Origin of the sequence: Krasilnikovia cinnamomea (assembly GCF_004217545.1) — a bacterium.
Classification (GTDB): Bacteria; Actinomycetota; Actinomycetes; order Mycobacteriales; family Micromonosporaceae; genus Actinoplanes; species Actinoplanes cinnamomeus.
Map to the genome: position 1 here is coordinate 6,175,898 of NZ_SHKY01000001.1, position 14,107 is coordinate 6,190,004.

General features: G+C 70.8%; 14 protein-coding genes. 11 read left to right on the forward strand and 3 right to left on the reverse strand.

The window, feature by feature from the left end; translation table 11 throughout:
* Positions 1 to 193: 193 nt before the first annotated feature.
* Positions 194 to 643, reverse strand: a complete 450-nt coding sequence (locus EV385_RS27825) for a DUF4383 domain-containing protein (protein ID WP_130512128.1) — start codon at positions 641 to 643, stop codon at positions 194 to 196.
* Between the two features lie 183 nt (positions 644 to 826).
* Between EV385_RS27825 and EV385_RS27830 the strand changes: the two genes are divergently transcribed.
* The 3 genes from EV385_RS27830 to EV385_RS27840 all read left to right on the forward strand — a co-directional run bounded on the left by EV385_RS27830 (position 827) and on the right by EV385_RS27840 (position 2,584).
* Entirely contained in the window at positions 827 to 1,213 is a 387-nt protein-coding gene (locus EV385_RS27830) for a CBS domain-containing protein (RefSeq protein WP_130512129.1), read from the forward strand.
* Positions 1,214 to 1,410: 197 nt separating this feature from the next.
* Entirely contained in the window at positions 1,411 to 1,815 is a 405-nt protein-coding gene (locus EV385_RS27835) for a hypothetical protein (RefSeq protein ID WP_130512130.1), read from the forward strand.
* Between the two features lie 97 nt (positions 1,816 to 1,912).
* Positions 1,913 to 2,584 carry a DUF6766 family protein gene (locus tag EV385_RS27840; protein ID WP_130512131.1) on the forward strand — a complete coding sequence of 224 codons (672 nt, stop codon included), beginning with the start codon at positions 1,913 to 1,915 and terminating at the stop codon, positions 2,582 to 2,584.
* Positions 2,585 to 2,610: 26 nt separating this feature from the next.
* Here EV385_RS27840 and EV385_RS27845 read toward each other — a convergent pair whose 3' ends face one another.
* Positions 2,611 to 3,252, reverse strand: a complete 642-nt coding sequence (locus EV385_RS27845) for a carbonic anhydrase (protein WP_130512132.1) — start codon at positions 3,250 to 3,252, stop codon at positions 2,611 to 2,613.
* 336 nt (positions 3,253 to 3,588) lie between these two features.
* Here EV385_RS27845 and EV385_RS27850 point away from each other — a divergent pair, with 336 nt between their 5' ends.
* From EV385_RS27850 to EV385_RS27875, 6 genes are all read left to right on the forward strand, one after another.
* The gene (locus EV385_RS27850; protein WP_165449637.1) at positions 3,589 to 4,569 is read left to right on the forward strand and encodes a helix-turn-helix transcriptional regulator; all 981 of its coding nucleotides are present in this window, start codon (positions 3,589 to 3,591) and stop codon (positions 4,567 to 4,569) included.
* Positions 4,570 to 5,311: 742 nt separating this feature from the next.
* Positions 5,312 to 6,499, forward strand: a complete 1,188-nt coding sequence (locus EV385_RS27855; protein ID WP_130512134.1) for a methyl-accepting chemotaxis protein — start codon at positions 5,312 to 5,314, stop codon at positions 6,497 to 6,499.
* A 198-nt stretch (positions 6,500 to 6,697) separates the two neighbouring features.
* Positions 6,698 to 7,045 (forward strand): hypothetical protein, encoded by a 348-nt coding sequence (locus EV385_RS27860; RefSeq protein ID WP_130512135.1) that lies wholly within the window; start codon positions 6,698 to 6,700, stop codon positions 7,043 to 7,045.
* Between the two features lie 137 nt (positions 7,046 to 7,182).
* Entirely contained in the window at positions 7,183 to 8,937 is a 1,755-nt protein-coding gene (gene kstD, locus EV385_RS27865; RefSeq protein ID WP_130512136.1) for a 3-oxosteroid 1-dehydrogenase, read from the forward strand.
* A gap of 34 nt (positions 8,938 to 8,971) precedes the next feature.
* Positions 8,972 to 10,609, forward strand: a complete 1,638-nt coding sequence (locus EV385_RS27870) for a GMC oxidoreductase (RefSeq protein ID WP_130512137.1) — start codon at positions 8,972 to 8,974, stop codon at positions 10,607 to 10,609.
* Between the two features lie 35 nt (positions 10,610 to 10,644).
* Positions 10,645 to 11,076 carry a type II toxin-antitoxin system Rv0910 family toxin gene (locus EV385_RS27875; RefSeq protein ID WP_130512138.1) on the forward strand — a complete coding sequence of 144 codons (432 nt, stop codon included), beginning with the start codon at positions 10,645 to 10,647 and terminating at the stop codon, positions 11,074 to 11,076.
* Between the two features lie 48 nt (positions 11,077 to 11,124).
* Here the strand turns inward: EV385_RS27875 and kstR are convergent, their stop codons facing one another.
* Positions 11,125 to 11,751, reverse strand: a complete 627-nt coding sequence (gene kstR, locus EV385_RS27880) for a cholesterol catabolism transcriptional regulator KstR (RefSeq protein ID WP_130512139.1) — start codon at positions 11,749 to 11,751, stop codon at positions 11,125 to 11,127.
* A 140-nt stretch (positions 11,752 to 11,891) separates the two neighbouring features.
* Here kstR and EV385_RS27885 point away from each other — a divergent pair, with 140 nt between their 5' ends.
* Together EV385_RS27885 and EV385_RS27890 are read left to right on the forward strand one after the other, a co-directional pair.
* Positions 11,892 to 12,959 carry an acyl-CoA dehydrogenase family protein gene (locus EV385_RS27885; RefSeq protein WP_130512140.1) on the forward strand — a complete coding sequence of 356 codons (1,068 nt, stop codon included), beginning with the start codon at positions 11,892 to 11,894 and terminating at the stop codon, positions 12,957 to 12,959.
* Positions 12,940 to 14,088 (forward strand): acyl-CoA dehydrogenase family protein, encoded by a 1,149-nt coding sequence (locus tag EV385_RS27890; protein WP_130512141.1) that lies wholly within the window; start codon positions 12,940 to 12,942, stop codon positions 14,086 to 14,088. Before EV385_RS27885 ends, EV385_RS27890 begins: the two co-directional genes overlap by 20 nt.
* The last annotated feature ends 19 nt before the right edge of the window (positions 14,089 to 14,107 follow it).

Genomic DNA, 14,107 nt, shown 5'->3' on the forward strand with positions numbered 1-14,107 from the left:
CAGGCGTCCGTCGCGGTTTGGTGTGCTCCGCGAGCCGGGCCCTCGGCCATGCGATCCAGACGGCCCGGCCGCACCGGTCGGCGTCTTTGCTCAGATGCCCTTCGGCCAGGTCGTCGCCCCGATCGAGGTCGGGTCCCGGCCGTGCAGCCCGCAGTGTCCCGGCTTGCGGCAGACCAGCGGTTGCGCCGGTCATTCACTGCCGGGCTGTGTCAGCACGTCGGCTGGCGAGCAGGCCGAGCCCGATCATGCCGAGGCCGAGGACGAAATGCAGCCAGTCGTCGGCGTTGTTGATCGGGAGGAAGTTGGCGCCGCTGCTCTCATTGATGATCAGCCCGTACAGCCACAGGAGCAGGTAGATGGCACCGCCTCCGATGAGGTAGAGCCGCGCGGTGTCGACCCGGCGGGCCATCGCGATGCCCGCGATACCGAACAGCAGGTGCACGATGTTGTGCAGCACCGACACCTGGAAGACACCCAGTAGTAGAGCGTCGGAGTGGTGACCGGCGAAGGTCATCTGGTCGTAGTTGCTGGTGAGTCCGGGGATGAACCCGGCGATGCCCACCACCAGGAACACCACGCCGACGATCAACGCGAGCCGGCTGACAAGGGCACCGGAGGTGGCCCTGGTTCGTGAAGTCACCATGATTGCTTGGTCTCCTGTCGAAGATCGGGTGTCGAAGGCGCCGTTCCCGGCCCCTGCGGCGGCGTAGTGCCTGACCCCGGGATTCCCTCATCGACGCCGATAAACCTCATTGGCGGGAGTTTCGGTGCCTGCCCTCCGGGAAGCCCGTGAGGGTCAGCACCCACCCCACACCGGAGGTAGGCCATGCCAGAGCAGGTACGTGAGCTGATGGCCGTGCCAATCACCGTTCCGGCCGACACCACGCTGAGCGAGGCGGCCGAGCTGATGCGCGACGCCGACATCGGCAACCTGGTCATCGCCGACGGCGGACGGCCACACGGCATCGTGACCGACCGGGACATCGTGATCCATGGCATCGCCGATCACCGGTCCCCGGACGCCACCACCGTCGGTGACATCTGCACCAACGACCTCGCCACCGTCGGGCCGGACGCTCCGGTGGAGCGGGCAGCGCAGCTCATGCGCGAAACAGCGGTCTGGCGACTGCCGGTCGTCGACGGCGACCGGGTGGTGGGGGTCGTGGCGTTAAGTGACCTCAGTCCGGACCCGCGTCACCCGGCTGCGGCCTGAGCAGATCCTTGTCACGTACGGCCGGCAGTGAGAGCGTCCGGTAGCCCTCCGCGTCGAAGAGCACGGTGAGCCGCTCATGCGCGAGCCGGCCCGGGTGATCGGTGGCTTCGACCGGCCCAACATCTGGCTGGGCGTCCACCGCCAGCTCACCGCCGAGGACAAGCGTAAGGAAAGCCGAGACGGGGCAACACGGAGCCATGCTGGCTTTCCACCGGACGCTCGCGGGCGCGACATTGGCCGCCGCCGCGATGGTCGGCTGTGCCGGTTGCGCCGAGCGTGACGGTGCCGCAACCGCCGTGCAGTATCTGAGCGCGGCGGTGACCGCCGGCGACGGCGCCGCCGCGTGCGAGGTCCTCGCTCCCGAGACCCGGGCCGCCGTCACGGAGTCCGCCGGTGTGAGCTGCCCGGAGGCGATCATCGATGCGGGTCTGACGCCGCTGGGCGCCGTGCACAGCGTCGCCGTGTACGGGCAGTGGGCGCGCGTGGTCACGGATCACGACACCGTGTTCCTGGCGGCCTTCGGCTCGGGCTGGAAGGTCGTGGCCGCGGGCTGCCGATCCCAGGGCGAGCGCCCGTACGACTGCCGCGTCCAGGGGGGTTGATCATGCGTACGCTGTTCGTGTCCTGCCTGGTGGCCATCGCGGTGGGCCTGGCGTACTTCGTCGTCATCGGCGTGTTGCAGCGGTGAGGCGGCTACTGATGCGGCGGTTACGCGACCACTCGCTCGGCTCGGTGTTCGGGCTGTTGTTCCTGCTGGCCCTGGTCGGTCAGGCATTCGCCGGGCACGCCGACTTCAACGCTCAGCAGCTCACCAACGGGCTGCCGCCAGTCTCGCTGGGCCGGTACCTGACCTCGGCCAGCTTCGCCGTCGACGTCGCTGAGAACTGGCAGTCCGAGTACCTGCAGTTCTTCCTGTTCATCATCCTGACGGTGTGGCTGGTGCAGAAGGGGTCACCTGAGTCGAAGCCGCTGGACAAGGCCGGGCTGGAGTCCGACCGGGACCAGCACGTCGGGCAGCACGCCTCGGCGGCGTCCCCCGCCTGGGCGAAGGCGCCGGGTTGGCGCCTCGGCGTCTATTCGAACTCCCTGGGCATCGTCATGGGAGTGGTCTTCGTGCTGGCCTGGCTCGCGCAGTCGGTGGCGGGTGTCGCGGCGTACAACGAGCGGCAGCTCAGTCAGCTGCAGGATCCGGTGTCGTGGGCGGCGTACCTGCTCGAGCCGGACTTCTGGAACCGGACGTTGCAGAACTGGCAGTCGGAGCTGCTGGCCGTGGCATCCATGGTCATCCTGTCGATCTACCTGCGCCAGCGTGGCTCACCGGAGTCGAAACCGGTCGGCACGGCACACGGCGTGACCGGCGTCGAAGGGTAACAAGGGCATAGCACCCCTTCGCCGGTTCACGATGCGGTGTCGGTGGTGATGTCGAGGCCTCGGGCGGCGATCATCTCGGCGCTGCCGTCGGCCAGTCGGTAGCTCAGACCCACGACGGCGGCCCGGCCGGCGCCGACCCGTTCAGCGAGTACCCGGGAGCGGTCCAACAGCAGGTCAACCGTGTGCCTGATGTGCTCCGCCAGGATCTCGTCGGCCTCCACGCGACCGGCGGCCCGAGCCGCGAGCAGGCTGGGCGTCACCCGCTCGATGACGTCGCGGACGTACCCGGCCGGCGCCATCCCGTCCTCCAGCGCGGCGCACGCGGCGTTCACCGCCCCGCACGAGTCATGGCCGAGAACCACCACCAGCGGGCAGTCCAGCACGTCCACCCCGTACTCGATGGTGCCTATCACCTCAGCGCCCGTGACGTGGCCCGCGGTGCGCACCACGAACAGGTCACCCAGGCCGCGATCGAAGATGATCTCCGCCGCCAGCCGGGAGTCGGAGCACCCGAACAGGACGGCGAACGGCCGCTGCCCCGGTGCGATCTCGGCGCGGCGAGCCGCGTCCTGGTTCGGGTGCTCTGGGGTGCCCGCGACGAAGCGCCGGTTACCGGCGAGCAGCAGCTCGAAGGCTTCCCTGGGCGTCGGGGACTTGATCTCCGCCATGGCCGCAGCCTAGCCGCCGGCCCGCGGTCTCGCTGAGGCGCTCGGACGTGTGCTCCCAGCGTCGTTACTCCGCGTGATCTCCCCGTTCTCAGTCTGACGTCGTCGCCGGAAGCCGTGCGGCATCGACGGACCCGCTCGCCTCGCACCATCGGGTACCGCGCTGGCCGGACCCCTGTCGTGTTCGGGCGTGGCGTGGCACGGTGGACAAAGTCGCGCTTTTGCATTGACATGTGTCGCCGTGTTGGCGGGGCGTGCGGGTTGGGAGTTGCCATGTCGGACCAGGACGCCGGCTGGTGTCAGCGAGCCGGGAGCGGCGATGCGGAGGTACGTGGCAGTATGCCGCTACCGCCTCACATCTCCCGGATCCACACCGACAGCCCGGACGAGCACTATGCGTGGCTGGCCTCCCGGTACGCCGACCATCACCGCCGGATCCGGGCGCAGGCCCGCGGGTTCGAATTCCTCTCCGAGACCGGCGCGCTGGGTGCCCTGAGTTTCATCCGCTCCCGCTACCTGGCGGCGACCGCGTACGCCGAGTGGCCACCCGTGGCCTACGTCCTGGCCCCGCATGTGTACTCGGGCCGTTGCCTGCTGAACTGGAAGGGACGGGAGGTGCGGGTGCCCGCACGAGGCGCCGTGCTGATCCCGCCCGACAACTTCTCCATGCTGCTCGACACCGCCGAGTACGCCGGCCTGCTGATGCCGCTGGGTGTGGTGCGGCGGGTGGCCGAGGAGACGACCGGGCTGGCGCCGGACCGCCTCCGCTTCACCGGGCTGCTGCCGGTCTCGGCCGACGCGCAGCGGCATTGGCTGTCCACGGTCGACTTCGTGCGACGCGGCATCTACAGCCGCGCCCTGGAGCCACCCTTGCTCCTTGCCGCGGCCGAGCAGGCAGTCGCGGCCAGCCTGCTCGCCACGTTCCCGAACACCGCCACGATCGCCGCGCAGCGCCGGCCCCGTGACCCGGCCACCCCGGCCGTGGTACGCCGGGCGATGGCGTTCGTCGACGCGCACGCCGAGGAACCGATCACGCTGACCGACATCGCCGCCGCGGCCGGCGTCGTGCCCCGCACCCTGCATCAGGCGTTCCGCCGCCACCGCGACACCAGTCCCGCGACGTATCTGCGCCAGGTGCGGCTGGCCCGCGCCCACGATCAGTTGCGCGCCGCCCGGCTCGACGACGCGACCACCGTCGCCGACGTCGCGGCCCGCTGGGGTTTCCTGAGCCCGCGCCGCTTCGCCGTCTACTACCGGCAGACGTACGGCCGGCCGCCGGGCCAGGCTCCGCACACCGGCCACCTGGCCGGGGGCGGGTAGGCGGCGTGGTCCCACCAGCCTCACCCGGCGATCGCAGCCGCCGAGCGGATCCGGTTGGCCACCGACGTCCGGCTTCCGCGCAATACCGCGATCGGTACTGAAGCCAGAGGCCGGCTTGAGGTGGGGTTGAGCTCGGCCGGCGATTGTTGGTGGTGTCAGCCGCTGCTGATAGCCGCAGGATGGACCGTTACGAGCCGCCCCTCTCAACTGCCTCCGGGGTAGCGCCGCTCATTACGGCCATCAATGGCTGCACGGGGTGGACCGCGCGCCGAACGGGCGCAGGCCCACGAACCGGCGTCCAGCCGGGAGCAATGCGACGCGCCCGTCACGCTCGTGACGGGCATGGGTGTCCCATCCATGTGAGCTCTTCACCGGGTGGGATCTGCCTTTCCAGCGGGTACTCCCCAGCGGCGGCGTCGGCCCGGCTCTTGAAGATCGAGGCAACGATCCTCTGGTGCCCGATGTAGGACCGGACGTATCGGGTGATCGACCAGCCGGGCCGCCGCCCATCCCGCCAAGATCTTGACCCGGCGTGTTCGACACGGTGGGGCCGGGGAAAGAGAGAGACGCGCCGGCCGGTCGTCGACGCCGCGCGGACCGCTCCGTCGCCGCATACGAGATGCTGCCGTTTCCCGGGGACAGCGGCAACATCCGGCGCCAACGCCTGAGGCTCGATTCGGCGCGTTTCCTCAACTGACCGGGCCTACCGGCCGATGGCTCTCCGGAAGGCGAGGGGAAATCCATGTTCCGACTGCTTGACCAGGTGCCGGTGAAGCCGCGCACGACCGCCGCACTGCTCTGCCTGGTGGGAGGCTCGCTCGGCCTCGGCCTGTACACGCATTTCACCGTCGGCGCGGTCGCCGAGCGGCTGCCGGCCGGCTCGGCCGGCCGGGCGGAACTGGAGTCGGTGGCAAGCCTCGCCCTGTGGCTGCCACTCGTGCTCGCGCCGCTCGGTGTGCTGTTGCAGATGTCGTCCTGGATGACCCTGGTCCGGGCGCTCAAGCACTGCGCTCAGATGATCACGACAGCGGCGAGCGGCGACCTCAGCCCACGGATGATCGTCTTCGGCAAGGACGAGCTGGCCCTGTTGGCAACGAGCTTCAACACGATGATGGGCCAGCTCGGCACCACCGTCGTGGGCATCCGCCAGGCGGTCGAGGAGCTCGCCGCCCACTCCGGCACGCTGGAACGGGCGAGCGCCACGATGACCGAGGCCGCCGGGGCCACCGCCACCGAGTTGGAGTCGGTCGCCGGCGAGGCGCGCCGCACCAGCGACGAGGTCGAGTCGATCGCCACGGGGACCGAGCAGATGCGGGTGGCGATCGAGGAGATCAGCAGCAACACGTCGGCCGCCTCCCGCGCCGCCGACACCGCCGTGGCCGGCATCGATCAGGCCACCGCGAACGTGACCCGGCTGCACGAGTCGAGCCAGCTGATCGGCGACGTGGTTCGGACGATCAACGCCATCGCGGCCCAGACCAACCTGCTCGCCCTCAATGCCACCATCGAGGCGGCCCGGGCCGGCGAGGCCGGCCGCGGCTTCGCGATCGTGGCCGGCGAGGTCAAGGAACTGGCGCAGGCGACCGCCACCGCGACCGAGGAGATCGCCCGGCGGGTGGAGGGCATCCAGCGCGACACCGACGAGGCGGTCACCGTGGTCACCGGCTTCTCCGAGGTGATCAGCTCGATCGCCGAGCGGCAGATCACGATCGCCTCGGCGGTCGAGGAGCAGACCGCGACGACGGCCGCGATGGTGGCCGGCGCCGGCACGGTGAGTGTCAGCGCCGAGCAGATCAGCCGGGCGATCGACGCCGTCGGCTCTGCGGCCTACGAGGTCCGTGGGGCGGCGGTCGACAGCCGCGAGGCCGTCGAGGGCCTGAGCCGTACCGCCAGCCGCCTCAGCGAGATGGCCTCGGTCTTCCGGAACTGAAGCGATCGCGAAACGTCCGGTGGCCACGGCGGCGGATCCGGTGAGCGCCTCAGGGTGAGCGGCAAATGGGCGGAATGTGAGCACCGAATGGGCTTCATTCTGGCCAGCCGGCACGCCTACGGTGACGACGTCCGAACCGAGGAAGCCGTCCGAACCAGCGGCTCGTCCTCGGGCACAGCGAAGTCACCAGGAGGAGCCATGCACAAGCTGATCAGCCGCGGAACGGTCGTCGCCGCCGCCGTGGGTACCGCACTGCTGGCCGCACCGGCGGCCGCGCACGCCGCGGTCGGCATCACCCAGAACCTCAGCCCGGGGCAGGAGGTCTGCGTCAGTCAGAACCAGTCCTACTACGCCAGTGTCACCACGTGGGCCAGCCCTAATCCGGCCCGGTTCCGGGTCTACTTCCAGGGTGGACTGATCTTCGACGCGCCCAGCAGCTTCGGCATCAGCCGGACCTTCTACAACGGCGCCGGCCGCTACACGCTGTGCGGCAGGGCCAACACCAACAACGGCCCCACCACGGTTTCACTGAACATCACTCCGTAGGGATGGACGGTCCCGCTGCAAGCCGCACCTTTGACAGCCGGGCTCATCTCGCCAATAGTAGAACACGTTACAGTCGTTGCGAAGGCGCCCGCAGCGACCCCCCAGGCACGTACCGCTCCCTGCCCTAAGGAGCTCCGATGCCCCCAACCCTCAGCCGACGTACGGTCCTCGCGGGTGCCGCAGCCATCGGCGCGGGCCTGGCGGTCGGGTCGGCCTCGCCCGGTCGCGCGGCTCTCGCCGCCGAGCAGCAGTTCGACGCGGTCGTCATCGGGTGCGGCGCCGCCGGGATGACCGCGGCCCTGCGCCTGGCCAGGCGCGGTGTCAGCGTCCTCGTGGTGGAGAAGGCGCCGACGTTCGGCGGTTCCGCGGCCCGCTCCGGTGCCGGGATCTGGATTCCGAACAACGACGTCATCCTCGCCGCAGGGGTGCCCGACACTCCGGCGTCGGCGGCGGCCTACCTGGCCGCGGTGGTCGACGGCGACGTGCCCACCGCCAAGCAGCAGGCGTTCCTGGACAACGGCCCGCGGATGATCTCGTTCGTGCAGGCGAACAGCCCGCTTCGCTTCAGGTACATGGCGGACTATCCCGACTACTACCCGGAACTGCCCGGCGGCATGCCGCAGGGCCGCTCGATCGAGCCGGACCTGTTCGACGGCAAACTGCTCGGCCCGGAGCTGGCCAACCTGAACCCGGCGTACATGCCGACCCCTCCGGGACTGACGGTGTTCACCACCGACTACAAGTGGCTGACCCTCGCTCTGGTCAATCTGCACGGCACGGCCGTCGCGGCGGAGTGCGCCGCCCGGTACGCCGCCGCTGTCCTGCGCGGACAGACCCCGTTGACCATGGGGCAGGCACTGGCGGGCGCGCTGCGCGCGGGGCTGGCCACGGCCGGTGTCCCGGTCTGGCTGAACACACCGTTCCAGGACTTCCAGTTCGACGCGCAGGGACGGGTCACCGGTGTCGTCGTCAGCCGCGACGGATCGCCGACCGTCATCCAGGCCAGGCGCGGCGTCATCGTGGCCGCGGGCGGTTTCGAACACAACCTCGCGATGCGGCTGGCGTATCAGCGCAAGCCGATCGGCACCGACTGGACCGTGGGCGCCGCCGCGAACACGGGCGACGGTATCCAGGCCGGACTGCGCGCGGGCGCGGCCACGGACTTCCTGGACGACGCGTGGTGGGGACCGGCCATCCCACTGCCCGGCGAGCCGTACTTCTGCCTGGCCGAGCGCACGCTGCCCGGCTGCATCCTGGTCAACAGCGCCGGATCGCGGTTCGTCAACGAGGCGGCGCCGTACGGCGACGTCGTGCACGTCATGTACGACAAGAACGGTGCCACACCGGACATCCCGGCCTGGCTCGTGTTCGACCAGAACTACCGCAACCGCTACCTGTTCCGGGACGTCCCGCCGCTGCTGCCGTTCCCCGACTCCTGGTACGACGCCGGGGCCGTGTTCCGGAACCCGACCCTCGGTGGCCTCGCCCGCGAGATCGGTGTCCCCGCGGACGCGTTGTGCGCGACGGTCGCCCGGTTCAACCGGTACGCACTGGCCGGCTCCGATCCCGACTTCCACCGCGGCGACAGCGCGTACGACCACTACTACACGGACCCCGCGGTCCGCCCGAACTCGTGCCTGGCCCCGCTCTGGCTGCCGCCCTTCTACGCCTGCAAGATCGTGCCGGGTGACCTCGGCACCAAGGGCGGGTTGCGTACCGACGCCCGCTCCCGGGTACTGCGCACCGACGGCACGGTCGTTGCCGGCCTCTACGCGGCAGGCAATTCGAGTGCCGCCGTGATGGGGCACAGCTACGCCGGTGCGGGCGCCACCATCGGCCCGGCGATGACGTTCGGATACATCGCCGCCAACGACATCGCCGATCACCCCTGACCGCACCTGCCCGAGACGCTCGAAGGGCCGCCCCATGCCCAGTCATCCCCGACCCCCGTCACCGGAAATCTCCCGCCGAGGGCTGCTCCGCGCGGGCGCCGCCGCGGCCGCGTTCGGCGCGTCGGCGGGCGCCCTGCTGGCCCGGGCGTCCGCGGCGAGCGCCGTGCTGTCCGACGGCGACCACGTGCCCGCCCTCGTCGTCGGCAGCGGCTACGGCGGCGCGGTCACCGCGCTGCGGCTGACCCAGGCCGGGATCGCGACCAGCGTCGTCGAGATGGGGATGGCCTGGAACACCCCCGGCCCGGACGGCAACGTCTTCTGCGACATGATCAAGCCGGACCAGCGCTCGTTCTGGCTGCGGACCAGGACCGACCAGCCGCTCGGCTACTTCCTCGGCATCCCGGTCAACAAGCCGATCGGCCGGTACACGGGCGTGCTGGACTCCGAGGCCTTCTCCGGCATCCGCGTCTACCAGGGCCGGGGTCTCGGCGGCGGATCGCTCGTCAACGGCGCCATGGCCGTGCTGCCCAAGCGTGAGTACTTCGAGGAGATCCTGCCGTCGGTCGACGCGGATGCGATGTACCGTACGTATTTCCCGCGCGCCATGGCCGCGCTCGGTGTGAACAATGTCGACCCGGCCTGGTTCGAGTCCGCGGCGTGTTACCGGTACGCCCGCCTCAGCCGCGACGAGGCCCATGCCTCCGGCTACCGGACCACGTTCATCCCCAGCGTGTACGACTTCGCGTACATGGCGCAGGAGCAGGCGAACGCCGTTGCGCGTTCCGCGCTGGGCAGCGAGGTCATCTACGGCAACAACCACGGCAAGCGGTCACTGGACAAGACGTACCTGGCAGCCGCCGCGGCGACCGGCCGGCTGACCGTCACGACCCAGCACGTCGTCACGGCCGTGGCGCCGGCCAACGGCGGCGGGTACGTCGTGACCCTGACCCAGCTCGGTACCACGGGCGACGCGGTGAACACGAAGACCGTGCGGGCCGACCGGGTCTTCCTCGCGGCCGGCAGCGTCGGCACCAGCAAGCTGCTCGTCGCGATGAAGGCAACGGGTAAGCTGCCCGGCCTGGGCGACGCGGTGGGGCACGGATGGGGCAACAACGGCAACGTCATGGTCGCCCGCGCCAACCACGTCTGGCAGCCGACCGGCTCGCTGCAGTCGGCCATGCCGGCCGTGGGCATCGACAACTGGGCCGATCCGGCCGGGCCGGTGTTCGCGGAGATCGCGCCGTTCCCCTCCGGCAACGAGACGTGGATCAGCCTGTACCTGGCGATCACCAAGAACCCCCACCGCGCCAGGTTCGTCTACAACGCCGGTACCGGTGCGGTCGATCTGACCTGGCGTACGGAACAGAACCAGCCGTCGATCGACGCGGCCAGCCGGGTCTTCGACACCATCAACCGGCGACAGGCCACCATCTACCGCAGCGACCTGTTCGGCGTGTGCAAGGTCTGGGGCGACGACCTCACGTACCACCCGCTCGGCGGCTGCGTCCTCGACCAGGCGACCGACAACTACGGCCGGCTGCCCGGGCATCCCGGCCTGTACGTCATGGACGGTTCGTTGATTCCCGGCAGCACCGGTGTCAACCCGTTCGTCACGATCACCGCCCTGGCGGAACGCAACATCGAAAAGATCATCAGCACCGATCTGCCGTAGGTCAGGTCGGACCGTTCAGCCCAAGGAGGAACGCGATGCCAAAGGTCAGCGTCTCGACGGATGCTACGGCCGAACCGCAGCGGGTCTGGCAGCTGGTCGTGGACCTGTCCCGAGTCGCCGAGTGGAACACGATGCACGAGGGCTTCACCGGTGAGGTACCGGCGAGCCTCGGCGCCGGTGCGACGTACCGGCAGCGGGTGAAGCTGATGGGGATGCCCGCGGAGATGGCCTGGCGGGTGACCGACGCGGTAGCGGCGCAGCGTCTCGAACAGTCCGGTGACGGTCCGATGGGCGTCAAGGCCAAGAGCCGTCTCGTGATCGAGCCGTCCGGCGACGGCTCACAGATCACGTACGAGATGGAGTTCACCGGCCCGGCGCTGGCCGGCCCGATGGCCGGGATGCTGGAGAAGCAGGCGGGCGCGGCGACTCAGGAGTCACTCACCAGGCTGGCGGCGCTGCTCGGCTGAACCCGTACGCGGCGGCGCCGCCGGTGGCACGGTGGCGTCGCCGCGTAGTCAGCGCAGCAGCAGGCGGCTGGCCAGCTCCAGGTGGTTGATCACGTCGTCGGCCGAGGCGCGGCGCGTCACCCATGCCACCAGATTGGACAGCCACACGTCCCCGATCACCCTGGCCTTTGCCCGGTCGTCGGCGTCCGGCTCGCCGTCGTGCATCGCGTGCGTGAAGATCTCCTCCATCAGCCGCGCCACCGCGTTGACCTCGGCGCTGGCGGACGGGTCGGCGAACATGAACGCACGGGTCATGGCCTCGGTGACCAGCGGCTCGCGCTGCATCGCCCGGGTCACCCGGTCGAGCACGAACTGCACCCGCTCGTACGGGGTGTCGCCGGGCACGGGCCTGCGGTTCAGCTTCTCCTGGATCCGCTCCAGCTCCAGCGCCAGTGCCGACACCAGGAGATGGATCTTGGAGGGGAAGTACCGGTACAGCGTGCCCAGCGCGACCTCGGCCAGTTCGGCGACGGCGCGCATCTGTACCGCCTCGTAGCCACCCTTCGCGGCCAGGCGCAGCGTGGCCTCCAGGATCCGGCGGTGCCGGTCCCGCTGGGCGGCGGAGCCGTGCTCGGCGTCCGTGCCGGCGAGCACCCGGCGCCCGGTGCCAATTCTGGTATTCGTTCTCGCTGCCATCGTTGCCCCTCGCGACGGTTCGACCACGGTCGGCGACCAGGTCATTCGCTCTCCTCAAGGGTAGCAACGTCGCATGGCGCGCCCGTGACAGCCGCCGAACGCCCCAGTAAACTGAAACGTGTTCTCATTTCGTTCGGAGGGTGGCGATGGACTTCGAACTGGACGAGGCGCAGCGGGCCATCGTCCGCCTCGCCGGTGATGTGCTGGACGACAACGCGGACGCCCCGGAGCGAGCGTGGAAGGCGCTCGGGCAGGCGGGCCTGCTCACCCTCGCGGTCCCTGCCCGGCTCGGCGGCGCCGGGCTGGGCGTACTGGAAACCGCGCTGGTGCTCACCGAGATCGGACGCCGGGCGGCCGGAGTCCCCGCGCTGTCCACCCTGGCCCTCGGCGTGCTGCCGGTGACCCGGTGGGGCGGCCCGGGACAGCAACGCGACCTGCTGGACGCGGTGCGGCAGGGCAGGGGCCTCACCGCGGCGCTGGGCGAGCCGGGCGAACCGTTCCCGGACCGGCCGCGTACCACGGCCACCGCCGGCTGGACGCTCGACGGCACGGCGACCGGCGTGCTCGACGCCGAGCAGGCGTACCGGATCCTCGTCCCGGTGAGCGTGCCGGGCGGTGGGGTCGCGGTCACCGTCGTCGACCCGGCAGCCCCCGGCGTCTCGCTGCGGCGCACGCCCACGTCGGCGGGCACCCCGGAGTACACCGTCATGCTGGACGGGGTGGTCGCGGAGCCGCTCGGCGACGACACCGACGGCCGCTGCGTCGCCGACCTGCACCGGTTCGCGGTCGCCGGTGCGTGCGCGCTCGCCGACGGGCTGCTGGCCGGGGCGCTGCGGCTGACCGCCGACCACGTCCGTACCCGGCACCAGTTCGGCCGCCCGCTCGCCGCGTTCCAGGCCGTCGCCCAGCAGATCGCCGACATCTACGTCACCGCGCGCACGCTGCGCCTGTCCGCGCTCGCCGCGCTCTGGCGGCTGGGCGCCGGCCGGCCGGCGGACGACGACCTGTGGGTGGCCGCGCACTGGCTGACCAGCGAGGCACCACCGGCCCTGCGCACCTGCCACCACCTGCACGGCGGGCTCGGCCTGGCCGCCGACTATCCACTTCACCGGTACGGCGCGCAGCTGCGCGACCTGGTCCGCCACCTCGGCGGCAGCGAGTACTGCCTGCACCGGCTGGGAGGTTGCCTTGCTCATCGACCTGACTGACGAGCAGCACGCGCTGCGGCAGCGGCTGCGGGCGTACCTGAGCGATCTGATCTCGCCGCAGCAGCGGGCCGCGCTGCGGCACGAGCGGCACGGCCCGGCCCACCGCGAGGTGGTCGCGCGGCTGGGCCGCGACGGCTGGCTCGGCCTCGGCTTCCCCACCCGGTACGGCGGCGGCGGGCTCGGCCCCATGGAACAGCAGATCTTCGTGAACGAGGCGGCCCGCGCCGACGTCCCGCTGCCGTCGGTCACCCTGCAGACCGTGGCGCCGACCCTGCTCGCGCACGGCACCCCGCAACAGCGGGACTTCTTCCTCCCACGCATCCTGGCAGGCGTTCTCCACTTCGCCATCGGCTACACCGAGCCTGAGGCCGGCACGGACCTTGCCGCGCTGCGCACCCGTGCCGTGCGCGACGGCGACACGTACGTGGTCGACGGCCAGAAGACGTTCACCACCGGCGCGCACGACGCCGACTACCTGTGGCTCGCCGCCCGGACCGACCCGGACGCCTCCCGCCACCACGGCCTGTCCATTCTCATCGTGGACACCCGAGACCCCGGGTACGCGTGGACCCCGATCATCACCTGCGACGGCGCGCACCACGTCAACGCGGTCTACCTCACCGGCGTGCGCGTACCGGTGTCGATGCGGGTCGGCCCGGAGAACGGCGGCTGGCGGCTGCTGACCACCCAGCTCAACCACGAGCGGGTGATGCTGGGACCGGCCGGGCGTCTCGGCGCCCTGTACGACCGGGTGCGGACCTGGGTGTCCGCGAACCCGCCGCTGCCGGAGCACCCCGACGTGCGCCGCACGCTCGCCCGCACCCACGCCTGCCTGCGCGTCAACGAGCTGCTCAACTGGCAGGTGGCCGGCACCGACCCGCCCTCGGTGGCGGACGCGTCGGCGACCAAGGTCTTCGCCTCGGAACGGCTGCTGCGGCTCGGCCAGGACCTCGAGGAGCTCGTCGGCCGGTACGGCGATCCCACCGACCCCGCGACCGCCGACCTGCTGTCCTGGCTGGACCTGCAGGCCAAACGCAACCTGGTGCTGACGTTCGGCGGCGGCGTCAACGAGATCCAGCGGGAACTGATCGCGTCCGCGGGCCTGGGCCTGCCCCGCGTGCCCAGATAGCAGCGGCCACAGCCGGCAG

Excerpts from the sequence above, each read along its gene's own strand:
- EV385_RS27825 (WP_130512128.1), bottom strand. The coding sequence starts at position 643 with ATGGTGACTTCACGAACCAGGGCCACCTCCGGTGCCCTTGTCAGCCGG.
- EV385_RS27830 (WP_130512129.1), top strand. The coding sequence starts at position 827 with ATGCCAGAGCAGGTACGTGAGCTGATGGCCGTGCCAATCACCGTTCCG.
- EV385_RS27835 (WP_130512130.1), top strand. The coding sequence starts at position 1,411 with ATGCTGGCTTTCCACCGGACGCTCGCGGGCGCGACATTGGCCGCCGCC.
- EV385_RS27840 (WP_130512131.1), top strand. The coding sequence starts at position 1,913 with ATGCGGCGGTTACGCGACCACTCGCTCGGCTCGGTGTTCGGGCTGTTG.
- EV385_RS27845 (WP_130512132.1), bottom strand. The coding sequence starts at position 3,252 with ATGGCGGAGATCAAGTCCCCGACGCCCAGGGAAGCCTTCGAGCTGCTG.
- EV385_RS27850 (WP_165449637.1), top strand. The coding sequence starts at position 3,589 with ATGCCGCTACCGCCTCACATCTCCCGGATCCACACCGACAGCCCGGAC.
- EV385_RS27855 (WP_130512134.1), top strand. The coding sequence starts at position 5,312 with ATGTTCCGACTGCTTGACCAGGTGCCGGTGAAGCCGCGCACGACCGCC.
- EV385_RS27860 (WP_130512135.1), top strand. The coding sequence starts at position 6,698 with ATGCACAAGCTGATCAGCCGCGGAACGGTCGTCGCCGCCGCCGTGGGT.
- kstD (WP_130512136.1), top strand. The coding sequence starts at position 7,183 with ATGCCCCCAACCCTCAGCCGACGTACGGTCCTCGCGGGTGCCGCAGCC.
- EV385_RS27870 (WP_130512137.1), top strand. The coding sequence starts at position 8,972 with ATGCCCAGTCATCCCCGACCCCCGTCACCGGAAATCTCCCGCCGAGGG.
- EV385_RS27875 (WP_130512138.1), top strand. The coding sequence starts at position 10,645 with ATGCCAAAGGTCAGCGTCTCGACGGATGCTACGGCCGAACCGCAGCGG.
- kstR (WP_130512139.1), bottom strand. The coding sequence starts at position 11,751 with ATGGCAGCGAGAACGAATACCAGAATTGGCACCGGGCGCCGGGTGCTC.